Source organism: Lachnospira sp. CLA-JM-H23, from assembly GCF_040096425.1.
GTDB lineage: Bacteria > Bacillota > Clostridia > Lachnospirales > Lachnospiraceae > Lachnospira > Lachnospira rogosae.
Genome location: NZ_JBBMET010000001.1, coordinates 1 through 25,034, shown reverse-complemented (window position 1 = coordinate 25,034; position 25,034 = coordinate 1). Strand labels below are relative to the sequence as shown.

The window sequence follows — 25,034 nt, the reverse complement described above, 5'->3', positions numbered from 1 at the left end:
CTTAAGATGCTTCTGCCTCCTCAAACTGTGAGTTATAAAGGTCAGCATAGAAACCACCCTTAGCAAGTAATTCTTCGTGATTGCCCTGCTCTACGATATCTCCTTCTTTCATAACAAGTATAATATCAGCATCCTTTATAGTTGATAATCTGTGGGCAATTACGAAGCTCGTTCTGCCCTTCATAAGATTATCCATAGCATTCTGTATCTGAATCTCTGTTCTTGTATCTACAGAACTTGTCGCCTCATCAAGGATAAGGATTGGGTTGTCAGCAAGAATAGCTCTTGCAATAGTAAGAAGCTGCTTCTGTCCCTGTGACACATTACTTGCATCCTCATTAAGTTCCATATTATATCCACCCGGAAGAGTCTCTATAAAATGATGTGCGTGTGCTGCCTTAGCCGCAGCGATTACTTCTTCATCAGTAGCATCAAGCTTTCCATATCTGATATTTTCCATAATAGTATCTTTATAAAGCCATGTATCCTGAAGAACCATTCCAAATGCATCTCTTAATTCACGTCTGTTAAAGTCCTTGATATTATGTCCGTCAATAAGGATTTCTCCTGAATTAACATCATAAAATCTCATAAGAAGCTTAACCATTGTAGTCTTACCTGCACCAGTTGGACCAACGATAGCAACCTTCTGTCCTGGCTTAACATTGGCACAGAAATCCTTAATAATAATCTGGTCTTCCTTATATCCGAACTTAACGTGCTTAAACTCAACTTCACCTCTGATATTATCTGTAGGTACTGGATTGGCAGCTATCTGTTCTTCTTCCTCTTCTTCAAGGAATTCAAATACTCTCTCAGAAGCTGCTGCCATAGACTGTACTTGATTAATAACCTGTGCAATCTGTGTTATTGGCTGTGTGAAGTTCTTAACATACTGTATAAATGCCTGAATATCACCAATTGTGATAACTCCATTGATAGCAAGCATACCACCTGAAAGTGCAACACCTGCATAACCAAGGTTACCAACAAACATCATAATAGGCTGCATCATTCCTGAGAAGAACTGTGACTTCCAGGCTGATGAATATAATACAGCATTAGTCTTGTCAAATGTATCCACCATATCCTTCTCTTTATTGAACGACTTAACAACCATATGTCCGCCATATGTTTCTTCTATCTGTCCATTAATATGTCCAAGATATTCCTGCTGTGTCTTAAAGTAACTCTGTGACTTCTTAACAACAAATGATACAAGACCAACGGATATTGGAAGAATAACTATCGCAATAATTGTCATAAGTGGTGAAATGCTTAACATCATTACAAGAACACCTATCATTGTAGCAACTGATGTAATAATTGTTGTTATACTCTGGTTAAGACCCATTCCTAATGTATCAACATCGTTAGTTATTCTTGAAAGAACTTCTCCGTATGTCCTGCTCTCAAAATACTTCATAGGCATACGGTTAATCTTCTCTGATATCTCTTTACGAAGTCTGTAGCACACCTTCTGTGAAACACCTGTCATTATCCAGCCCTGAATAAAGCTGAATATTGCACTGCACGCATACAGACAGAGTACAATTATAAGAATTCTTCCAATATATGAGAAATCAATTCCACCAGTTCCTGTAATCTTTTTCATAAGGCCTTCTGAAAGACCTGTTGTTGCCTTACCTAATACCTTAGGTCCTATTACTGTAAATACTGTAGAAGCCGCCGCCATAATCATAACTGCCAATATAGCAATCTTATATCTGCCAATATACTGCATAAGCTTGCTTATTGAGCCTTTAAAATTCTTGGCTTTTTCTGCAGGAGCCATACCGCCTCCTGGACCTCTTCGTCTTGGAGTCTGCTTATATGAGTTATTATCTGCCATAATTATGCTTCCTCCTTTCCGTCAATTCCCAGTTCCTTAGCTGACATCTGAGATTTGGCTATCTGCTGGTATACCTCACAATTCTTCAGAAGTTCCTCGTGAGTACCCTTTCCTACTATCTTACCTTCATCCATAACTAAAATCTGGTCCGCGTGAAGTATTGTGCTTATTCTCTGTGCAACTATGATAACTGTACTGTCTGTAACCTTAGAAGCAAGTGCCTTTCTAAGTGCCGCATCTGTCTTTAAATCGAGTGCTGAAAAGCTGTCATCAAATATAAATATCTTAGGATTCTTAGCAATAGCCCTTGCAATTGAAAGTCTTTGCTTCTGTCCACCAGATACATTAGTTCCACCCTGTGCGATTGGACTTTCATATTTTGCTGACTTAGTTTCAATAAATTCAGTTGCCTGTGCAATCTCAGCTGCTTCCTTTACTATATCCATGGAAGCCTCTGGTGCACCGAATTTGATATTAGACTCAATAGTACCTGAGAATAATATTCCCTTCTGTGGTACATAACCAAGTTCATCTCTTAATTCCTTCATTGAGATATTCTTGATATTCTCACCATCAAGAGTTATTGAACCTTCTGTTGCATCATAAAGTCTTGGAATAAGATTAACAAGTGTAGACTTTCCACATCCTGTACTTCCTATAATAGCTGTTGTCTTCCCCGGTTCAGCCACAAAATTGATATCTTCAAGAGCATTTTCATTAGCACCCGGATACTTAAAGTTAACGTGGTCAAATACTAAAAGTCCTTTAGGATTGCTTATACTCTTAGGTGACTCTGCATCTGTTATTGATGACTTTGTATTAATAACTTCATCTATACGGTCTGCTGCTACAATCGCTCTTGGAAGCATAATTGACAACATTGTAAGCATAAGGAATGACATTACAATCTGCATAGCATATGTAATAAATGCTGTCATTGAACCTACCTGCATAACACCGCTGTCAATTCTGTGAGCTCCTACCCATACAATACCTACTGAGAGACAGTTCATTATAAGCATCATAACCGGCATCATAAATGTCATTACCCTGTTAGTAAAAAGCATTGTCTTTGTAAGCTCTTTATTAGCCTTATCAAATCTTTCTTCTTCCTTCTTCTCTCTACCGAATGCACGGATAACAGAAAGACCTGTAAGTATCTCTCTTGATACAAGATTGACATTATCAACAAGCTTCTGCATAAGCTTGAACTTAGGCATTGCAACTGCCATAAGTAAAAGTACAAAGCCAATAATTACAAGAACTGCAAGGGCTATTACCCATTCCATTCCAGCACCTGTTGACATTACCTTTATAACTCCACCGATACCAATAATAGGTGCATAAAGAACCATTCTTAATATAAGAACACATACGAGCTGTATCTGCTGTACATCATTAGTTGTACGTGTGATAAGTGAAGCTGTTGAGAACTTATCAAGCTCTGCATTAGAAAAGCTCATTACATTCTTATATACTTTTCCTCTTAAATCACGTCCAACTCCAGCACCAACCCTTGATGCAAAGAATGCAACACATACAGTACATACCGCAATAAGAAGTGCCATTCCTACCATCTTAGCACCAGATATCCAAAGGTATCTTTTCTGTATGGCCTTCATATCCATTCCAGCCTTTGCATCCATTGACTTAGCGTAAGCCTTTCCCATTGAAGATATAAGGGTTGAACCCATTGTATCAAATGTTGACTGGAATTCATCTCTCATAGATATAAACGTATCTTTAGACATTGCACCATTATCATACATTGCCTTGAATATAATTCTCATATCTACACATTCTGTTGGAACTTCATTACCATCAGCATCTTCAATATCCTTAGTAAATGTTTCAAGTTCCACACCCATTCTCTTTCCAAGGTCTGCAACTGAAACATTCTCAAGTTCAGATACATCAACGCCCATCTGTGCCGCCATCTGCTGTTTGAACTGTGTGACTGTAACTGATGACATCTGATTATTAATAATCAGTGCCATAGCAAGTGTATCATCATATTCATCTAACCTTTTATCATTATTTTCTGTACGGACATATAAGTCATCCTGTTCCTCAAAACATTTCTCCCATATGCTTATCTCTTCGTCCGTCATAAACATCTTCGCTATATCATATTCATCTTTAGTAATCTTCTCTGGAATACTATGTCCTATACCACCATTCTGGATACCAACATCAATAATATTCGATGTGTACTGTGGAAGTGCAAGATCACAATTCGCCTGCAACACAAGTAACAACAGAATAATTATTATTGATTTCCAGTATGGGGCAATACTTTTCAATATTCTGCTCATAATTCTTCCTTTCTATTAAACTCTTCATAAACTATATCTCTTCAAATCAGGCAATAACATAAAGTAGTCTGCCACGATATTTTCTTATTTTATCATTATTGAGAAAATATGTAAATTAAGGAAATAAGAAGCATTTATTAATACTTTATAAACATTGTATACAATTTTATCCAATCTATGTATTGCCCTGTATTATCAAGTATGATATTATACGCGTGAGCGTTATTCGGATGAAAATGTATCAGCTGCCAGTAATTATTATCACCTGTAATCATTGGTATTTATAGTTTATAATTATTGGATTATTTATTTAATTATTTCAAGGAAGTTTTTTAATGGTAGAAGAAAGAATTGATGTGCGACCTCAATTGGCGTGTAACAAGATTTTATTCTGAACTTTTACTTTTAAATATGCTGAATTAATATTCTGATTTCATTTTGATTGATATACAATATAGTATATCAATTTATACCAGTCTGTATATCTACATTATTTATGTACTTACACTAATATGAGATATTTTTGGTATCTGTATACACTTATTCGTGTTTATCCAATCTGTCATAACGCTACAATTAAAAATGTCTGAAAGACAGGATTGCCGTTTTATCAGACGAAAAGGAGATTTTATGAATAACAACCAGACAAGTGCAGTTAATAATACTGCCAACAAAACTTTTACAACCAAATATATGGTTGAACTTGCCGCTATGATAGCGATTATTATCATTATGGCTTTTACTCCACTTGGATACATTAAACTTCCAGGTCTTACTATCACATTTTTGACAATTCCAGTAGCTGTTGGTGCTATAATTCTTGGCCCTGTTGGCGGACTTATATGTGGTCTTACTTTCGGTCTTACAAGCCTCTATCAGGCAGTAACTGGCGGCTCTGTATTTACATTTGCATTATTTAATATCAGCCCTGTATTCACTATTATTCTTACAGTTGTTCCAAGAACACTTGAGGGACTTCTTACAGGACTTATATTCAAGGTACTTCATAATATCCGCAGTGTACAGAAGGTATCTTACTACATCGCAAGCCTTGCCTGCCCACTTCTTAACACACTGCTCTTTATGAGTACACTTGTTGCACTTTTCTATAGAACTGATTTTATTCAGACTTATGTAACTAAATTCGCTGCAAGCAATCCATTTACTTTCGTTATCGCATTTGTCGGAACACAGGGTGCAATTGAAGCTGTTGTATGCTTTGTTGTCGCAAGTATTCTTTCAAGAACACTTTATGCTGTACTTGTAAAAAATGCTTAAAACTATATAAACCAAGGGAGTTATAGGAATAATATTCCTATAACTCCCTTATTACATATGTATTCTTTCCATTAATCTTAGCATCATACATTGCATTATCTGCTTCTTTTAACAGCTTGGCATAATCAAAGCTTCCACCTATCGCAGTTACAATACCTATACTACAAGGAACAGACATATTCTTTAGCAAATCGCCTCTTGTATAACCCTTGTTAAGAATATCATAGACCTTCTTTACTTTCCTATCAAGTTCCTCTTTACTTATATCCCCTTCATAACCAAATACAAATTCATCTCCGCCATTTCGTCCAACTTCACCTTTAAAATTCTCCTTTAATGTATTGGCAACAAATTTGATTACATTATCGCCTTCCTGATGTCCATAATTAGTATTGTAATCTTTAAAATCATCAATATCAAGAAATCCAACACTTATACGCACTTTTTTATCAGTTGCACTCTGAACCATAGCAAGCATTTTCTGCTCAATCGCTTTTTTATTATTAATTCCAGTAAGCGGATCACACTCAGCAAGTTCTCTTAAATGTCTTTGCCTTTCCTTTTCCTGAATATTCTCATCTTCTATATGTGTGAGAAGTCCATTAATTTCATCGGAAAGCTGGTTCATCTCAACACTATTTGATTTAGGCAGTCTCTTTGAATAGTCCTGTGTAGCCTTGATATCATTAAACACATTCATTATCTGTTCTATTGGTGCTAATACATTCTTTGTAATAAATATCTGCACAATAAATATAGCAAGGACAAAGAATACAAACGCAAGACATAACATAACTGTGTATGACCTGCCTCATAACTTTCACTTGAGGCTACTACCCTGAAATCCTTGTCCAATATAGATATACTTGCAACAAACACTCCATATTTCTTTCGTTCCTTCAACACATTGTTAATATACTCTAAATCAACTTTACCTGCATCATAAGGACTTGGCTCTCCTACACTTTCTTTGATTGCCGCCTGTGTCATAGCATAATTAGCAACCATCTCCATTTCGGACTTCCTGTCCTCACAGAAATTCTTAATATTAATTCTCTGATTCTCACTCACCGTCGCAAGATTGCACTCTGTCATATCGTCAATCTTCCTATTCGTCTGGTAAATTGAAAATCCACCAAAAATGCTTAGTGGAAGCAGGATAAACAAAAGTAATATTCCTAATATTCTGTTCTTTAATTTCATCATCATTGGTATCACCCCTTAACACTGGTTAATAACCAGACAGACATATTATCATTACTTTCAATATACCCTTGACAGATGATAAAATCAATTAATTTGTTATTTTTCAAGCTCACGGGAAAGATTTACCATCTCAATAGCACCCTCTGCACATTCAAATCCCTTATTACCTGCCTTTGTTCCTGCTCTCTCAATTGCCTGTTCAATTGTATCTGTAGTAAGCACTCCGAACATCACTGGAATATCTGTATTAAGTGATACATTAGCTATTCCTTTAGAAACCTCCGCACAAACATAATCATAATGGCTTGTAGCTCCTCTTATAACTGCACCAAGACATATCACTGCATCATATTTTCCGCTCTTTGCCATTTTAGAAGCAATAAGTGGTATTTCAAATGCACCAGGAACCCACGCAAGGTCTATATTGTCATCGCTTACTCCGTGTCTTATAAGTCCGTCCTGTGCACCTGCAACCAGCTTTGATACAATAAATTCATTAAATCTTGCCGCTACAATACCTACTCTTGTTCCATTGTCTACTAATTTTCCTTCTAATACTCTCATAACTATTAATCTCCTCGTCTTTTTAATTTAATTTCATTACAATTTTCATAAATCATCAATACTGCTATATGTCGGATTTTTTCAACTTTCAATCATATGAAATCTATAACATATGACCCATTCTTATCTTCTTAGTGTTAAGATAAAATCCATCATAAGCTGTCTTTTCCATTTTAATTGGAACTCTTTCACTTATCTTCATTCCAAAATCAGATAACTGGTATACCTTATCCGGATTGTTGGTAAGCAGACGTAATGTCTTAGCACCCAGATCCTTTAATATCTGTGCTCCAATGTAGTATTCTCTCATATCTCCTGGAAATCCAAGGGCAAGATTAGCATCAAGCGTATCCATTCCTTCGTCCTGAAGTGCATATGCCTTAAGCTTATTAACAAGACCTATGCCTCTGCCTTCCTGCCGCATATATAGCAGTATTCCTCTGCCTTCCTCATTAATCTGTGTCATAGCCGCCGCAAACTGCTGTCCGCAGTCACATTTTAATGAACCAAAAGCATCACCTGTAAGACACTCTGAATGAACCCTGCACAAAAGGTCTTCTCCATTACCAACATCACCTTTTACTAAAGCAACGTGATGTTCTCCATTTAATTTATTAATGTAACAATGTGCAACAAATTCTCCATATTTTGTAGGCATTTTAGTTACTGCCACACACTCTACAAGCTTTTCGTTGCATTTTCTGTATTCCTGAATTGCCTTTATTGTTATGAATTTTAAATTCCATTTTCTGGCAAGTTCAATGAGGTCGTTCTTTCTCATCATTGTGCCATCATCTTTCATAATCTCACAGCATAAGCCACATTCTTTAAGTCCTGCAATCCTCATCAAATCAACTGTTGCTTCTGTGTGTCCGTTTCTTTCAAGAACTCCATTCTTCCTTGCAATAAGTGGAAAATTGTGTCCCGGTCTTCTAAAGTCCTCCGGCTTGGCATCATCACTTACTACCATTCTTGTTGTATAGGCTCTTTCTTTTGCAGATATTCCTGTAGTTGTATCAACATGGTCTATTGATACTGTAAATGCTGTTTCGTGGTTATCTGTATTGTCTGCTACCATATGTGGGAAATATAGCTTTTTGCTTATCTCCTCACTCATTGGCATACATATAAGACCTTTTCCATATGTTGCCATAAAATTAACATTTTCTGTTGTTGCAAACTCAGCGGCACATATGAAATCACCTTCATTCTCCCTGTCCTCATCATCTGTAACAAGTATAATCTTACCTGCTTTCAAATCTTCAACTGCCTCTTCTACTGTGTTAAACTCAAACATATATCCTCCTTTTTAAAATCCATATTTACCAAGAAACTCTCTTGTTATCCCTGATGTATTCTGTCTTTGTGATGACTGTGCTTTTACTGACACATCCTGCCTTGTGGATATCTCGCCCAGTCCATCCGCTGTTACATCAAGACTTTCGCCTGTCTGTAACAATCTTTTTATGTATTTCCCTACAATATCATTCTCAAGATTGACACAATCGTTGATTCTACGCTGTGATAATGTTGTCACCTGCCTTGTATGGGGAATTACAGATACTTTAAAACTATCATCATTAACCCCTGCTACAGTAAGGCTTATTCCATCAATTGTTATTGAACCTTTTGGAACTATTAACTGCATAATCTCTTTACCTGCATTAATTGTGTACCAGACAGCGTTATCATCCTTGCTTATCTTTGTTATTCTGCCAACACCATCTATATGTCCACTTACTATATGTCCGCCAAATCTGCCATTAGCTGGCATTGCTCTTTCAAGATTAACAGCCATTCCTGCCCGCAGATTTCCAAGTGATGACTTATTAATAGTTTCGTGCATAACATCTGCACTGAACTGTTTACTGCCAATTGACGTTACTGTCAGGCACACGCCACTAACTGCTATACTGTCACCTATATTGGTTCCCCCAAGAATATCTGATGCACTTATAGTTATAATCTGAGAAAATGCGTGTCTTTGAACAGATACTATATGTCCGATTTCTTCAACAATTCCTGTAAACAATTATATACACCTCACTTTCCCCTCAATTAATATATCCTTTCCCAATCTTGTAACCGTATAATCATCAAGCTCATATGCTTTATCGGGAGTATCAACACCAATTCCACCTACCGGTGAAAGAGCATTTACACCACCCAATACTTTAGGTGCTATATAAGCCTGTATTCTGTCGACCATACCACTTGCCAGAACACTCCAGTTGAGTGTTGCTCCACCCTCGCACACAATACTGTCTATACCAAGCTGTCCCAGCTTTATTATGAGTTCTTTTATATCTATATGAGAATTATTATCACTATCATTTTTATTGACATATATAAGTTTACAGCCTGCCTCAGTGTATTTCCTACACTTATCATCTTCTTTACAACTTGTCGCTATATATGTTGTGTACTGCTTCGCACTCTGTACAATATTACAATCAAACGGTATCCTGAGATTAGTATCACATATTACTCTTGCCGGCTGGTTGATATTAACAATATCTTTACTGCGGCACGTCAACATCGGATTGTCCTTTATAACTGTTTCAACGCCAACCATTACAGCTGAATATCTATGCCTGTCCATATGTACTTTATTTCTTGCTGTTTCCCCTGTTATCCATTGTGACAATCCTGTATGCGTTGCAATCTTTCCGTCCAGGGACTGTGCATACTTTAATATCACATATGGCTTTTTTTCTTTTATGTAATTAAAAAATACATAATTAAGGCTTTTACATTCCTCACTACACACAAGCTTGTCATCAACAGTTATGTTATGTTCTCTTAAAATATCCACGCCTTTCCCTGCAACTAATGGGTTAGGGTCATAAGAACCTATCACCACTCTTTTTATTCCCGCCTCAATAATTGCATTAACACAGGGTGGCTGTTTGCCATAATGACAGCATGGCTCAAGTGTCACATATATCGTTGCACCACTCACATCCTCATTTGCACTGGCAAGCGCTTCTCTCTCTGCGTGAAGTCCACCATATTTCTTATGGTACCCTTCTCCTATTATCCTGCCGTCTTTAACAATAACTGCACCGACAAGCGGATTAGGATTAGTCCAGCCTGTTCCTTTCTTAGCCAGCTCAACAGCCCTTAGCATATATTCTTCATCTGTCATTTCCATAATATTACCCGCCTTCTTTCTCTAATAAATGTATATAATGGGTTTTCATTCTTAAAATATCAATTAAAAAAGCCCTGAGAATAATCTTCCCAGGGCTTAAATAACTATATAATACATATTCTGCAAATATCAATAGCTAATACAGTTATAATAGCTTAATAATATTATTATCATAATACATTATCTTAATATATGCTTAACAACGATTATCTAATTAAATATATCAACTTTACTTCTTCCATCCAGACTGTAACTGTCGGCACTGGAATTCCACCAGTTCGTGCATAATGCTCGCGGGCTTTACCGCCGGTAGGGAATGACACCCTGCCCTGAAGTATTATTTAATTCTTTTATAAAATAGCACAATAGAACTAATAATTCAATAGTCTTTTGAACATTAATTTACAACATTTAATTTATAACATTAATTTTACAGCTTATATTTTATAATTTAAAATCTCTGCTGTCTAACACAATAGTGAATGGTCCGTCATTTTCAAGACTCACTTTCATATCCGCACCGAATTCACCCGTTTCTACCTTCGCAACTCTTTCCCTGCACAGTGCTACGAATTTCTCGTATAACTCATTGGCAAGATCTGGCTCACAGGCGTGTACAAAGCTTGGTCTGTTGCCTTTCCTGCAATCTGCATATAATGTGAACTGACTGACAATAAGCATTTCTCCACCTACATCATTAATTGAGAGATTAGTCTTTCCATTCTCATCTGCGAATATTCTCATTTTGCATATTTTATCAGCAAATGGCACAAGCATATCCTCTGTGTCACCTTCGCCTGCACCAAACAGTATAAGATAACCTTTGCCTATACTTCCTATAACATTACCATCAACTTTTACACTTGCTGAATTAACTCTTTGTATAACGAATTTCATTATATCTCTCCATTTTAACAGTACTTAACCGTATTTCTAAAATATTATTTTTATATTTGCTAAACATCCGCTTAACTATACGATCTGTTCTATTTAACTCTGTACTTTCTCTTATCCGCTAACATTTCCTTTATTACCACTGGATGAAATAATAATAACATTGGAAATAATTCAAGTCGTCCTGCAAGCATATCAAATATGATAACTATCTTACTTAATATGCCGAAATGTCCAAAGTTATGTGTTGGACCTGCAAGTTCAAGACCTGGTCCAATGTTATTAATTGTAGCCGCTACCGCTGTAAAGTTAGTTGTCAGATCTTTTCCTTCTAATGAAACAAGGAATACTGATACAACAAATGTTAATATAAATGTTATCATATACACATTTACAGAACGTATAACCTCGTGTTCAACCGGTTTTCCTTCAACCTTAATCTTCTTTACGCTTCTAGGGTGGATATAAGAGTTAAGCTCTTTAATAATTGTCTTAATAAGTATTACAAATCTTGAAACCTTAATACCACCGCCTGTACTTCCCGCACATGCACCAACAAACATAAGCAATACAAGTATTGTTTTTGATGTCTGTGGCCACAAGTTAAAGTCTGTCGTTGAAAATCCTGTTGTCGTTATAATTGAACCAACCTGAAATGCCGACTTGGTAATTGCATCCCATACACCAGAACACATAGAATAAATATTAATTGTGATAGCTGTAATTGCTGCTAATATTATTCCAAAATATACCCTTACTTCTTCCATACTAAGTGCTTTCTTAATACTTCCAAAGAACAGCAGATAGTAAGCATTAAAGTTCACACCAAACAGTATCATAAATATCGTGACAATCCACTGTATAGCCACAGAATAACTGCCTATACTGTCATTTTTAATACCAAAACCACCTGTACCAGCTGTTGCAAATGATGTATTAACCGCATCAAACACCGGCATCTTAGCCATAACAAGTATTATGAATTCCAGTAATGTAAGTCCAAAATATATAATATAAAGTATTCTTGCTGTATGTCTTACCTTAGGTACAAGCTTACCAACTGATGGTCCCGGACTTTCTGCCCTCATAAGATTAATATTAGAACCACCACTGAGTGGCACAATCGCAATAATAAATACAAGAACACCCATACCACCTATCCAGTGTGTAAAGCTTCTCCACATAATACTGCAATGTGACAGGCTCTCAACGTCACTTAATATACTAGCACCAGTCGTTGTAAAACCTGAAACTGTTTCAAATAAAGCATCAATAAACGATGGAATCTCTCCAGTTATCATAAATGGAAATGAACCTACAATTCCCATAAGTATCCAGCTTAAAGATGTCGCTATACAGCCCTCTTTAAGATATATAATATAATCTTTAGGCTTCCTTATTGTCAGAAGCATACCTGCAATAAGACTTAATACTGCTACAATTACATACGCAATTCCCTGACTTTCGTGATATATAAGTGCAACAAGACAAGGAAGTGCCATAAGCACTCCCTCTGTTTTAAGTATGCAACCCAGAATGTATATAATCATTGTTCTATTCATATCTATTTTACCTGCTTACACCTATCTTACAATATCATCAATACCTGTAAATCCTGTATTCTTAGTTACTATCATTACTGTATCGCCGTCTTCAATCTCATCATTACCTGTAGGAATGATAATATGTCCATTGTGGTTGATAAATGAGATAAGGACATCTTTCTTTAACTTCAGATCCTTAATAGGTACTCCAGATACCTTTGAATTCTCCTCAACAATGAATTCAATTGCCTCAACCCTTGAATCAAACATATGATAAAGAGTCTCTATATTACTGCCCATTGAATTCTTCTTGGCTCTTACATATGCAATAATTGCTTCTGATGTAATATATTTAGGATATACAAGGCTTCCAAGATCAAGATTATTAATAACCTGCTTATAATTAACCCTGTTAATCTTAGTTACAACCTTAGCCTTTGATACCTGCTTTGCATAAAGTGTCAGCATAATATTTTCTTCATCTATTCCTGTAAGTGGAATGAATGACTGAACTGTTTCTATGCCTTCTTCCTTCAATATATCCGGGTCTGTGCCGTCACCATTAATAATTATAGCTTTAGGAAGCTTAACACTTAAGCTTTCACAGTTCTCTTTTTCCTTTTCAATAATCTTTACTGAGATGCCCATATTAAGAAGTTCTTTAGCAAGATAATATGCTGCCTTGCTTGCACCTATAATCATAGTATCCTTAACCTGCCTGGTTGCTAAGCCTATCTGCTTAAGAAAATCTCTTGCAATATGACGTTCTGAAACAAATGAAACTACATCGCCTGACTGAAGCACGAAATCACCGTTAGGCATATATACTTCTCCGTTTCTTTCAACTGCACATATAAGAATATCATTAGTAATATTCTTACCAAGATAAGCTAAGCTAAGGCCATTCAGAAGATTACCCTCTGGTACTTTGAATTTGACAAGCTCTGCCTGTCCATGTGCAAATGAATTAACCTCAAGTGCAGTTGGAAGATATAATATACGTGCAACCTCTCTTGCCGCTTCAAGCTCAGGATTTATTATAAGGGCAAGACCTAACTTCTCTCTTAAATAGCCTGTTTCCTCACTGTAATCCGGTGTACGGACTCTTGCTATTGCTGCACATTTGCCAACTCTCTTGGCTACTGTACAACATAAAAGGTTAAGCTCGTCCGAATCTGTAACCGCAATAATAAGATCTGTTTCTTCAATACCAGCTTCCATCTGTGTTGAATAGCTTGCTCCGTTACCTACAAGTCCCATAACATCATAGATATTGGTAATATCCTGTATCTTCTCTGCTTTCTTATCTATAACAGTTATATCATGTCCTTCTTTACTTAACTGGTCAACAAGATTCGCACCTACCTTGCCACAGCCTACTATTATGATTTTTAAGCCATTTTCCTTCTTACCTAATCCAAACATAATATCTCCATTCGTGCCTTTTCAAAGTACGCCCATCATGGCTAAGCACTTATCTCCATTCTCTAATTATAAAGCCTTCTTTATTGCCTCAAAGAGGTCATCATATTCTTCAAATGCTTCAAGCTGTGGATAATCTGCCTTAATCTGGTCAGTTGTTCTGAATAGGAAACCTGCCTTACTAGCCTGAATCATACCTAAATCGTTGTGGCTGTCACCACTGGCAATTGTTTCAAAGCCAACAGACTGAAGTGCTTTAACTGTTGAAAGCTTAGACTGTTCACAACGCATTTTAAAGCCTGTAATTGTTCCGTCCTTAGCTACTTCAAGAGTATTACAGAATATAGTCGGCCAGCCGAGCTTCTTCATAAGAGGTGCTGCAAACTGTGTAAATGTATCACTAATAATAATAACCTGTGTTGTTTCTCTTAACTTATCAAGGAATTCCTTAGCTCCTGGAAGTGGATCTATCTTTGCAATAGTTTCCTGTATCTCTTTAAGTCCAAGACCGTGTTCCTTAAGAATTCCAAGTCTCCAGTTCATAAGCTTGTCATAATCTGGTTCGTCTCTTGTTGTTCTTGTAAGCTCTGGAATACCGCTTTCCTTTGCAAATGCAATCCAGATTTCTGGAACTAATACTCCTTCAAGATCTAAACATACTATATTCATACTCATATTTGCCCTCATTTCCGTGTAGTATACACATTTTCTAAATAATATCAAGATTGGATTATAACACAATAATCTTAATTGGTGAACACCTTTTAACATATAAGCTTACAATATAAGCTTTATTTGGCTAGTTTTGCTATAAGCTCAAGATTGTCCGGTATATGTATGTGCTGTGGACAATTCTTCTCACATCTGTGACATTTAATGCAGTCTGAAGCCTTTCCCTTATTATATATAAGCCTCTGATAATACATATTGGAAAAATTGTCATTAATGCAATAATTATTATAAAGTGCAAACAGTCCTGGAATATTAATATTCTTAGGACATACCTCCATACAATATCCACAGGAAGTACAAGGAATTGCTGTTCTTTTGTTAATTATTGCTACAACCTCTTTAAGAAGCTCCTTTTCCTTATCGTTAAGCGGCTGAGGTCTTGCCATAATCTTAGTATTGTCAAGCACCTGCTCACAATTGCTCATTCCACTAAGCACCATAAACACACCATCAAGATTAGCTGCAAACCTTAAAGCATACGAAGCTGGCGAGGCTTCCTTGTTATATTCCCTTAAAATATTCTCTGCTTCCTTTGGAAGATTCGCCAGTGTCCCGCCCTTAACAGACTCCATTACAGCTATTGGCTTATTATGCCTTCTTGCTGTTTCATAACATAACCTTGACTGGATAATATCATTTTCCCAATCAAGATAATTAATCTGAAGCTGAACAAAATCAACTTCCGGGTGATTGGTTAATATCATATCAAGGAACTGTGCATCATCGTGAAATGAGAATCCGAAATTCTTAATCTTACCCTCGGCTTTCATCTTCTTAGCGAATTCAAATCCACCCCACTTGTCCGTATTATAATATCTGTCCCTGCCCATATTGTGCATAAGGTAGTAATCAAAATATCCAACGCCTGTCTTTTCAAGCTGTTTATTAAAATATAACGGATACTCCTCACCTGATTTTATAAGCACTGTAGGCATTTTATCGGCAAATACATACTTGTCCCTGTCATATCTGTCAACCAAAGCTTCCTTTAACGCTGTTTCTGACATCTGGTCGTGATACGGAAATGCAGTATCAAAATATGTAAATCCTGCTTCCATATATATATCAACCATACGCTTTAACTCGTCCATATCAATTGACTGTTTATCATCTGGATTGATTAACGGAAGCCTCATCGCTCCAAATCCGAATCTATTCATTGTAATTCTCTCCTGATTGTTAATTCTCTTTTGATATTTTATTTTCTTATACTATTTATCTTTTCTTATTTTACTTAATTCTATTGTGCTGTTATTGCTATAAATAACCGTATATACAACCACAATATTAGTCAACTCTCTTATTGCCCCAGAAGAATAATGCAACTGTTCCAGGTCCTGTGTGGCTTCCTATTGTTGTACCTATATTATTAATCTCCACCCTGCCGTTAAGCTTAGGGAATTTCTCCTCTATAAGCTTTGCAACAGCTTCTGCATCTTTTCTGCACGCTGACATTGATATGTAGCATTTTCCATCGTAATCAAGTCCATTTTCGGCATTATTAACCATCTTATCAACAGTTGCTGCAATAACCTTCTTCTTAGTACGGATTTTCTCTCTAGGTATAAGCTTTCCCTCAAAATTAACATTGAGCAGCGGGCATATATTAAGAAGATTACCCACGAAACCTGACACCTTTGACACTCTTCCACCTTTTATAAAAAATGTAAGATCTGTCGTAAAGAACCAGTGATTAACCTTTAATCTGTTCTCAATAACCCAGTCCTTTAACTCATCTATACCCATACCTTCATCTTTTAAATCAGCAACCTTATCCATAAGCAGCCCGTATCCGGATGAAGCCGCAAGTGAATCAATTACATATATCTTTCTGTCTGGATATTTCTCTTTAAGTGTTTCCGCCGCTATATTAGCAGAATTAATTGTTCCGGATATGCCTGATGAAAGTGTAAGATGAAGTATATCTTTTCCTTCTTTTAAGAATTCTTCAAAATATGCCTCATATTCATCCACATTTATCTGTGATGTCTTAGTATCAGCACCTTCTGACATAGCCTTATAGAAATCATCCAAATTCATTGTCTTCCCTAAATCATCCATATAAGCTGCTCCGTCCAGCTCATAATGGAAGCATATGTAATGTATATCTCTCTTATTAAAATGTTCCTCTGTTAAATCTGCTGTAGAACAACACGAAATAATATAATCACTCATAACTAAGCCTCCATACATATTATAAATATTTGTATACACAGTAATTTTATTATATATCATATCTTATGTCCATTGATTTATTATAATTAATCTGATATTATTATTCTTAATAAACATTTGATTAATTATAAGGTCAGTAACCATAAACCTGCCTTATTTAACGAGGATAAATATATGCTTACATATTCTTTTAATAATAGAAACAAAAAAAGCCTTTACGAATACCTGTACACCTGTATTAAAGATGATATTATATCCGGCAAATTAACACCCGATACAAAGCTCCCTTCCAAAAGAGATTTTGCCAAAAATCACGGAATAAGCGTCGTAACTGTTGAAAATGCCTACGGACAGCTTCTTGCAGAAGGCTACATATATTCACTTCCTAAGAAGGGATTTTATGTATCGGAGATTAATAATAATTACAATACCACAGGTAATCATTCTTTTAAGAATACCGCTTTCAATAATATTTCAAGCAGTAACCAGCCTTACAATGTGAATAATAATGCTCGTGCTTCCCTGGAAAATACTGGTGCTCCCCTGGAAAATGCAGCTGTCAACCTTGTATACAGCCACACCCCTAAAGATAATTTTCCATTTTCAGTATGGGCAAAACTTATGCGTCAGGTACTTACATATGAGGGCGATGATGCACTCAATGTTCCACCCACAGGTGGCGTTATGAAACTGCGCCGTGCCATTGCACATCATCTATATGAATTCAGGGGAATTACAGTAAATCCTGAGCAGATTATTATTGGTGCTGGAACTGAATATTTATATGGGCTTATCGTTCAGCTTCTTGGACGTGACCTTGCCTACGGACTTGAAAATCCAAGTTCCAGAAAAATCGTAAATATATACCGCTCATTAGGTGTCAAGGTCAACGCACTTGATATGGATGATGAAGGTGTAATACCTGACAGCATTGGACTTGCGAATTCCCAGATAATACAGATATCTCCGTCACACCATTTTCCTACTGGTATAGTTACATCTATAAGCAGAAGATATGGTCTGTTACAATGGGCTAACAACTCGCACGGCAGATACATAATAGAGGACGACTACGACAGTGAATTCCGACTTCAGGGAAAGCCAATACCATCACTCTTTTCAATCGATGCCACAGACAAGGTAATATATTTTAATACATTTACAAAAAGCCTTGCCTCAACTATAAGAATTAGTTATATGGTTCTTCCTGTGCCGCTCCTTGAACGCTTCAAACAGCAGCTTGGCTTCTATGCCTGTACAGTATCTAACTTTGAACAATATACTCTGGCACATTTTATTGAAGACGGCTTTCTTGATAAACACATTAACCGTATGCGCAATCACTACCGTGACATAAGGGATAATCTTATAGGTCTGCTTATGAAAAGCAGTATCAAAGACCGTATTAATATATACGAGGAAAATTCGGGACTGCATTTTCTCCTAAAATACGACACAGAATTAACTGATGAGCAGCTAAAGCAAAAAGCCAGCAAGAAAGGACTTCTCATATCATTTCTTTCTGACTATATAACTGGAAACAGCTATTCACCTGATAATTATTCGCATATAGCAATTGTCAACTACTCTGGAATATCTATGGACGATGTCGCTATTACGGCAAAATTGCTTGAGGAAATATGCTTATAAATAATTACTTAATGCAATACATATTGGTGGAAGAAATCTAATAATAATAAATATTCTCTTATAAAAATAATGGTGTCACACGAATGAACTATTCACTGCCTTACTAACATTAAATAATTCATTTTATGTGACACCTTGTTATTATTCAGAATAAAACCTATAACATCCACGTCCCGAGTTCTTGGCTTCATATAACGCTTTATCTGCACACTGGTACATATTATAATAATGCAAACCACAATTAACAGATAAGCTTATTCCCATACTTACGCTTATCTTATAACCATCGTACTCATCTGTTACATAATTAAATATTCTCTTCACGATATCTTCGATATTATCGCTGTCTTTATATTCAATATATACAACGAACTCATCGCCTCCATACCTTATCGCTATATCCTGATCTTCCCTTGTACATTCTGCTAATCTCTTGGCAACATATTGTATAACACAGTCGCCAAAATAATGACCATATGTATCATTAACTAATTTAAACGAGTCTATATCAAATATAACAAATGCCGAATACATATGGGCGCTGTTATCAATCCTGCTCTTTATAAGCAATTCTCCAGTAACGTGATTATAAAGACCTGTAAGCAGGTCAAGTGATGCCTGCTTTTCCAGACGTTGTTTCAAATATTCCTGTCTATATCTTTCTGTAACATTTCTTAAGCTTATAATTCCTAAAATATCATCTGTAAGCTTGTCCTTTGACAGATATATAGACTTATCAATCCACATCTCCGTATCCTGTGTATCCATTGTCCTGTAATCAATAGATACAATAGTATTACCATTATTAAATAGTTCAATAATCTTCTTTGACGTTGCAAGCTTTAAATAATCTTCAATTGTATCCTTGGAAACCCTTTTCTGCCACCTTCTGCAATATTCATCATAAGAACTAGATGTACTAATACCTACTGTATCGAGTGCGCTATACATTTTATTATTCTTTCGCTGATATATGCCATTTTCTATTGTATCTTTTGAAAAATTAACCTGATACATAACAATTGACTCTGACATAAGTGCGTCTTTATACTGCTCTGTTGTCTGCAAAAGCTTTCTAAGTTCAGCATTTTTACGCTTTATTATCTCATAATATTCATATCTGTGTGATACATCACGTTCTGTCACTGTTATCTGGTTAAATGTCTTATCATACATAAGTGTCACTAATATACACTTATATTTACCATCATACATAAGTCTTACATCAAGCTTTTTCTTAAATTCATCGTTACTGCCAAAGCCTTTAACTGCCTCTACTGATATTAAATCTAACAGCCTGCCTCTGTCCTCATAATGACATCTGTCAACCATTCTCTGAACCCACTGTTCTAACTCTACATTACCGTCTTTCTTAAACTTATTACCCCTATTATAAATACACAGAACACTATCATTATCAATATCAATCTGATAAATCCCCTCATATTGGGTTGACAGCATTGTAAGTATTCTGTCTTCCAGCTCTAAATCATTCTCCATTGAAGTTCTCCATTCCAGCACTGTACACCAACAGCACTTGTTTAACTTGCAAAAAACAAGCTTTTATTCTTCATTATTATTCGACCATTTTCTACGAAACTCTTAATTGAATATACAATATCACATATTGGAGAAAATGTCACGCTGGCATTTAATGTTTTAATGGGACTTACTATAGAATTTTATAACATTAAATTTCCTATTATATAAAAACTGCCGCCAGTGTAATACTGACGGCAGTAATAATACCTTATTAATCTATTGATTAATATAAGCTATCCAATTAACTGTACCATTAATTCTGATACTGTATACTACTCATATACCAGCTTATGATTAACCGAAGTATCTCTTTAAAAGACCTTCAAAGGCCTTACCATGTCTAGCCTCATCCCTAGCCATCTCATGAACTGTGTCGTGGATTGCATCAAGATTAGCAGCCTTAGCTCTCTTAGCAAGGTCAACCTTACCTGCTGTAGCTCCATTTTCAGCTTCTACTCTCATCTCAAGGTTCTTCTTAGTGCTGTCTGTTACAACTTCACCGAGAAGCTCTGCGAACTTAGCTGCGTGTTCAGCTTCTTCCCAAGCTGCCTTTTCATAGTAAAGACCTACTTCTGGATAACCTTCTCTGTGAGCAACTCTAGCCATAGCAAGATACATACCAACCTCTGAACATTCACCATTGAAGTTAGCTCTTAAATCTTCAATAATATCTTCGCTTACTCCCTTAGCAACTCCTACAACGTGCTCAGCAGCCCATACCTTGTCATCTCCCTGAGCTAAGAACTTGTCTGCTGGTGCCTTACATACTGGACAGACATAATCTGCTGGAAGTGACTCTCCTTCATAAACATAACCGCATACTGTACATACATACTTCATAATCTTAATCTCCTTTTCTTGTTTAATTTATTAAAAATAGTAATTATTACTGTTTGTGAGTTTAATATAACACTGTTTATTTCCTTTGTCAAGCAAAATAGTAATAATTCCTATTAATATTTTTACTTATCTATACACTCAGGACATTCTCCATAGAAGAATGTCACATTTCCCCGGATTGTACCATCAAAATTCTTTGCCGCCGCTTCATTAAAATTCTTCTCAACTTCCCGTGAGTCAAAGTTCAAATCCATAACTTTGCCACAATTGACACATTGAAAATGGTAGTGTGGGTTCACGTTGCCGTCAAAATGCACCGAACCATCACTACACGGCACTTTCATAGCCATTCCATTGTCTACAAGGAATGTAAGATTTCTGTATACAGTTCCAAGACTTATGTTAGGAAACTCTTTACTGACATTATCATACACAACCTCTGCCGTAGGGTGGTCTTTTCTTGACATCAAAAAGCTCCTGATTGCATCTCTTTGTCTGCTTCTTTTTACTGTTGCCATATTGTAACTCCTCTATTCAAATTACATTAAATTAATATTGTCATTATATACTGTTACTTGTTTAATATTTTATATGTACATAATATCCATTTGATAAATCACGCTCATTATTGGATTTAAATCAAAAATGATACACCAATAATAGTAACAACTACTAATATTAGTGTATCATTTTCTATCAAAAAGTCAACTTATTTTTACTATATTATTTTTATAATATTATTATGCAAGCTTTGTTTTTATTTATGCCTTCATCATTCCAGACATAATACAGCTTCCCTTTGCACCACACTCTTGTACTTCCTGCCTGCGGCTGCCATCTATGTTAATTCCACCAATGGCATATACTGGAATATTAACATTTTCGCATACTGCTTTCAGAAATTCCAGGCCTCTTGGTGGAACACCTCTTTTACAATCCGTACTATATATATGTCCTGCCGTAATGTATGAAGCACCAAGTTCTGCCGCTTCGACAGCTTCCTGAACGGAATGGATTGAACAACCTTTTATAGCTACATTACTATCTTTAAGCTGACTATGATATTTTCTTAGATTATCAATTGACAAATGTATAGCATTAATGCCAGTCTTTTCTGCCACTGCAACATAAGTATGCAATATCAGTCTTACGTTATATTTCTTACAGACCGAATACACATCTGCAGCAAGTGCAGCATATTCAGCATCACTTAGATCCTTCTCTCTTAGAATAACAGCTGCTGGATAAAGCTTGCATACTCTTTCTATCTGTTCTAAAAATGGTCTGTCACAAAGCCTGCGGTTAGTAATTGCAATCACGTCCTGCATAATTCCTAATCTCCTTAATCTTAATCAGCCACAGTATATATAGTCACTCATAACTGGCTGAAGTCCGATTTTTACAAGGTCATCATATACCTGCTTAACATCTCTTCCGTCTGATATTTCAAACTGCTCATCGCCTCTGTCTTTTTCTTCAATATCTTCTGAATGGCTTCCTATGCCCGTACTTACACCTGCTGATATTTTAGTTGCCGCTATATTCATAAGATTATCACGCACACGTGCACACTCTCTTGTAGATACTGTTATACTGGCAAATGGCATAAATAATCTGTATGCTGTTACAACCTGCAATAACTGTGCTTCGTGTACATCTTTAGGATTAATTCTGTCATTATTGATTATTGGACGTAATCTTGGACAAGAAAATGCTATCTCTGCCTGTGGGTATTTGCGCTGTAATAAATATGCGTGCATACCTGTAGCAAAAGCATCTTTTCTGAAATCATCAAGTCCTAAAAGTGCAGCAAAACCAACTCCTCTCATACCTCCCTTTAATGCACGTTCCTGTGCATTAAGCCTGTATGGGAATACTCTCTTATGTCCTGCAAGATGAAGTGTCTCATATTTGTCTGAATTGTAGGTTTCCTGAAATACAGTTACATAGTCAGCACCACATTTATGAAGATAAGCATACTCATCTGAATTCATAGGATATACTTCAAGTCCAACAACCTTGAAATATTTTCTTGCTATTTTACAGGCTTCTCCTATGTATTCCACACTTGACATTTTCTTACTTTCACCTGTAAGAATAAGTATCTCCTGCAAGCCTGACCTTGCAATTGCTTCCATCTCTTCTTCTATTTCCTGTGCATTAAGTTTGGCTCTCTTAATCTTGTTGTGGCAGTTAAAACCACAGTATATACAGTAATTCTCGCAGTAATTAGCAATATATATAGGTGTAAAAAAGCATATAGAATTACCAAAATGTCTTTCTTTCTCATCCTTGGCTGCCTCTGCCATCTGTTCAAGATATGGAAGTGCAGCTGGTGATAAAAGAGCAGCAAAATCCTCTGGTGTCCTGTTGCTTTTATTGATAGCATTAAGAACATCCTTTGCTGTATATTTATCGTAGTCATAATTGTTCATAGCATCTATAACTTTTTGCTGTATATCTGACTCAAGTACTTCCATATCTGGAAGATATTCCATATGGTTAGTTCTGTTTTTCTTCAAATCTTCTCTTATTTCATCACTCAATATACTTTCATTGATGTGCATATCTTTGCTGTCGCTCATAATTATCCTCGTTTCTGTAATCTATTGCATTATTATTCGTGTATATAGCCCGTTAATGGAGATGATGCACTTGCACCGTCCTTCTTTACTCTTCCAAGGCCTGAAAGATAAGCTTCACGTCCTGCATTTATTGCATTCTTAAATGCTGATGCCATCGCTGGAATATCTCCTGCTGTCGCTATAGCTGTATTAGCCATCACCGCAGCTGCACCCATTTCCATAACTTCACATGCCTGTGATGGACGACCTATACCTGCATCTACAATAATTGGAAGGTCAATTTCGTCAATAAGTATCTGTATAAAATCTTTAGTGCATACACCTCTGTTAGAACCAATTGGTGCTGCAAGCGGCATAATACAGGCAGCTCCTGCATTCTGCATATCTCTTGCTGCATTAAGGTCTGGATACATATATGGCATTACTACAAAGCCTTCTTTGGCAAGTATCTCTGTTGCTTTAGCTGTTTCGTAGTTGTCTGGAAGAAGATATTTAGTATCTCTTATAACTTCTATCTTAACCATATCACTGTGGCATAATTCTCTTGAAAGTCTTGCAATTCTTACAGCTTCTTCTGCATTTCTTGCACCTGATGTGTTAGGGAGAAGCTTTACATTTTCTGGAATATAATCAAGAATATTGGCAATTCCGCCATCGTTGGCTCTTCTTAGTGCAAGTGTTACTATCTGTGCTTCTGCCTGTTTTACGGCGGCGTCTATTAATTCAAGGGAATATTTTCCTGAGCCTAAGATAAATCTTGATGTAAATTCGTATTTTCCTAATTTGAATGTGTCGTTGTTGTTCATTGTTTTGTCCTCTTTTCTTTTTGGTTATTTATTGGTAAGGGTTGTTGGGTGGGGTGGGGTTAATAACGGAAGGTTATTGACCGCCGCCCATAAATGTCAGGATTTCTAAGGTGTCATCGGGTGACAGGGTTGTGGTGGGGTAGGAGTCTTTCGGGATTATGACCTCGTTGAGTTCGACTACTACATGGATCGGGTTGTAGTTGTGGGTGGTGAGGAAGGTGGTGATTGGGGTTGATGTAGGGATTTGGGTGGGTTTGCCGTTGAATTTTATTGTTATCATTGCTGGTCCTTCTTTCTTTGGGGATTGAGAGAGTGAATTTTTTTTGGAGGACGGACGACATTTGGAAGCCTTGCTTCCTCTGTCTGGGAGTTGCTGACTGAGGGAGGGGGAATTAGCCTTGTCGGACGACATTTGGAAGCTTTGCTTCCTCTGTCTGCGGGTCGCTGACGTGGGAGGGGGAATTAGCTTTGTCGG

Annotated in this window: 23 protein-coding genes and 1 riboswitch; of the genes, 2 read left to right on the top strand and 21 right to left on the bottom strand. The window is 36.4% G+C overall.

Annotated features, from left to right (window positions below; translation table 11 throughout):
• Nucleotide 1: 1 nt before the first annotated feature.
• Nucleotides 2–1,852 (bottom strand): ABC transporter ATP-binding protein, encoded by a 1,851-nt coding sequence (locus tag WMO42_RS00115; protein WP_055306360.1) that lies wholly within the window; start codon nt 1,850–1,852, stop codon nt 2–4.
• Nucleotides 1,853–1,854: 2 nt separating this feature from the next.
• Entirely contained in the window at nt 1,855–4,167 is a 2,313-nt protein-coding gene (locus tag WMO42_RS00110; RefSeq protein ID WP_022501858.1) for an ABC transporter ATP-binding protein, read from the bottom strand.
• 630 nt (nt 4,168–4,797) lie between these two features.
• Here WMO42_RS00110 and WMO42_RS00105 point away from each other — a divergent pair.
• Nucleotides 4,798–5,445, top strand: coding sequence for an ECF transporter S component (locus WMO42_RS00105; protein ID WP_055306359.1), 648 nt, complete (start codon nt 4,798–4,800; stop codon nt 5,443–5,445).
• A gap of 37 nt (nt 5,446–5,482) precedes the next feature.
• Here WMO42_RS00105 and WMO42_RS00100 read toward each other — a convergent pair whose 3' ends face one another.
• The 12 genes from WMO42_RS00100 to WMO42_RS00045 form a co-directional block, all read right to left on the bottom strand.
• Nucleotides 5,483–6,238 (bottom strand): GGDEF domain-containing protein, encoded by a 756-nt coding sequence (locus WMO42_RS00100; protein WP_022501860.1) that lies wholly within the window; start codon nt 6,236–6,238, stop codon nt 5,483–5,485.
• Nucleotides 6,163–6,654, bottom strand: coding sequence for a hypothetical protein (locus WMO42_RS00095; RefSeq protein ID WP_055175815.1), 492 nt, complete (start codon nt 6,652–6,654; stop codon nt 6,163–6,165). Before WMO42_RS00095 ends, WMO42_RS00100 begins: the two co-directional genes overlap by 76 nt.
• 93 nt (nt 6,655–6,747) lie before the next feature.
• Nucleotides 6,748–7,215, bottom strand: coding sequence for a 6,7-dimethyl-8-ribityllumazine synthase (ribE, locus tag WMO42_RS00090; RefSeq protein ID WP_022501861.1), 468 nt, complete (start codon nt 7,213–7,215; stop codon nt 6,748–6,750).
• Nucleotides 7,216–7,318: 103 nt separating this feature from the next.
• Entirely contained in the window at nt 7,319–8,512 is a 1,194-nt protein-coding gene (locus tag WMO42_RS00085) for a bifunctional 3,4-dihydroxy-2-butanone-4-phosphate synthase/GTP cyclohydrolase II (protein WP_022501862.1), read from the bottom strand.
• 12 nt (nt 8,513–8,524) lie between these two features.
• Nucleotides 8,525–9,247: a riboflavin synthase gene (locus tag WMO42_RS00080; RefSeq protein WP_055306356.1), complete on the bottom strand. Its 723-nt coding sequence runs from the start codon at nt 9,245–9,247 to the stop codon at nt 8,525–8,527.
• On the bottom strand, nt 9,248–10,369 hold the full coding sequence (gene ribD / locus WMO42_RS00075; protein ID WP_349191233.1) for a bifunctional diaminohydroxyphosphoribosylaminopyrimidine deaminase/5-amino-6-(5-phosphoribosylamino)uracil reductase RibD: 1,122 nt from the start codon (nt 10,367–10,369) through the stop codon (nt 9,248–9,250).
• Nucleotides 10,370–10,595: 226 nt separating this feature from the next.
• Nucleotides 10,596–10,710, bottom strand: a riboswitch (FMN riboswitch).
• Between the two features lie 103 nt (nt 10,711–10,813).
• A complete protein-coding gene (gene dtd, locus WMO42_RS00070; protein WP_055175825.1) occupies nt 10,814–11,266 on the bottom strand; it encodes a D-aminoacyl-tRNA deacylase in 453 nt (150 codons plus the stop codon).
• Between the two features lie 89 nt (nt 11,267–11,355).
• Nucleotides 11,356–12,825, bottom strand: a complete 1,470-nt coding sequence (locus WMO42_RS00065; protein WP_055306355.1) for a TrkH family potassium uptake protein — start codon at nt 12,823–12,825, stop codon at nt 11,356–11,358.
• Nucleotides 12,826–12,846: 21 nt separating this feature from the next.
• Entirely contained in the window at nt 12,847–14,232 is a 1,386-nt protein-coding gene (gene trkA, locus WMO42_RS00060; RefSeq protein WP_349191232.1) for a Trk system potassium transporter TrkA, read from the bottom strand.
• Between the two features lie 66 nt (nt 14,233–14,298).
• On the bottom strand, nt 14,299–14,898 hold the full coding sequence (gene thrH / locus WMO42_RS00055) for a bifunctional phosphoserine phosphatase/homoserine phosphotransferase ThrH (protein WP_055175941.1): 600 nt from the start codon (nt 14,896–14,898) through the stop codon (nt 14,299–14,301).
• A gap of 122 nt (nt 14,899–15,020) precedes the next feature.
• Complete coding sequence (locus tag WMO42_RS00050; RefSeq protein WP_318255728.1) at nt 15,021–16,121, bottom strand: aldo/keto reductase; 1,101 nt, start codon at nt 16,119–16,121, stop codon at nt 15,021–15,023.
• A 127-nt stretch (nt 16,122–16,248) separates the two neighbouring features.
• Nucleotides 16,249–17,136, bottom strand: coding sequence for a DegV family protein (locus tag WMO42_RS00045; protein ID WP_349191230.1), 888 nt, complete (start codon nt 17,134–17,136; stop codon nt 16,249–16,251).
• A 174-nt stretch (nt 17,137–17,310) separates the two neighbouring features.
• Here WMO42_RS00045 and WMO42_RS00040 point away from each other — a divergent pair, with 174 nt between their 5' ends.
• Nucleotides 17,311–18,786: a PLP-dependent aminotransferase family protein gene (locus tag WMO42_RS00040; protein WP_055306352.1), complete on the top strand. Its 1,476-nt coding sequence runs from the start codon at nt 17,311–17,313 to the stop codon at nt 18,784–18,786.
• Between the two features lie 141 nt (nt 18,787–18,927).
• Here the strand turns inward: WMO42_RS00040 and WMO42_RS00035 are convergent, their stop codons facing one another.
• The 7 genes from WMO42_RS00035 to thiS all read right to left on the bottom strand — a co-directional run bounded on the left by WMO42_RS00035 (nt 18,928) and on the right by thiS (nt 24,839).
• Nucleotides 18,928–20,286, bottom strand: coding sequence for a GGDEF domain-containing protein (locus WMO42_RS00035; RefSeq protein ID WP_349191229.1), 1,359 nt, complete (start codon nt 20,284–20,286; stop codon nt 18,928–18,930).
• Between the two features lie 336 nt (nt 20,287–20,622).
• The gene (locus tag WMO42_RS00030) at nt 20,623–21,171 is read right to left on the bottom strand and encodes a rubredoxin-like domain-containing protein (RefSeq protein ID WP_055175846.1); all 549 of its coding nucleotides are present in this window, start codon (nt 21,169–21,171) and stop codon (nt 20,623–20,625) included.
• Nucleotides 21,172–21,290: 119 nt separating this feature from the next.
• The gene (locus WMO42_RS00025) at nt 21,291–21,686 is read right to left on the bottom strand and encodes a transcriptional repressor (RefSeq protein WP_055175849.1); all 396 of its coding nucleotides are present in this window, start codon (nt 21,684–21,686) and stop codon (nt 21,291–21,293) included.
• Nucleotides 21,687–21,929: 243 nt separating this feature from the next.
• Complete coding sequence (locus WMO42_RS00020; RefSeq protein WP_022501875.1) at nt 21,930–22,496, bottom strand: thiamine phosphate synthase; 567 nt, start codon at nt 22,494–22,496, stop codon at nt 21,930–21,932.
• A 24-nt stretch (nt 22,497–22,520) separates the two neighbouring features.
• Nucleotides 22,521–23,753, bottom strand: coding sequence for a 2-iminoacetate synthase ThiH (thiH, locus tag WMO42_RS00015; RefSeq protein ID WP_022501876.1), 1,233 nt, complete (start codon nt 23,751–23,753; stop codon nt 22,521–22,523).
• Nucleotides 23,754–23,785: 32 nt separating this feature from the next.
• Complete coding sequence (locus WMO42_RS00010; RefSeq protein ID WP_022501877.1) at nt 23,786–24,559, bottom strand: thiazole synthase; 774 nt, start codon at nt 24,557–24,559, stop codon at nt 23,786–23,788.
• A 73-nt stretch (nt 24,560–24,632) separates the two neighbouring features.
• Nucleotides 24,633–24,839 (bottom strand): sulfur carrier protein ThiS, encoded by a 207-nt coding sequence (gene thiS, locus WMO42_RS00005; RefSeq protein WP_116443582.1) that lies wholly within the window; start codon nt 24,837–24,839, stop codon nt 24,633–24,635.
• Nucleotides 24,840–25,034 lie beyond the last annotated feature (195 nt).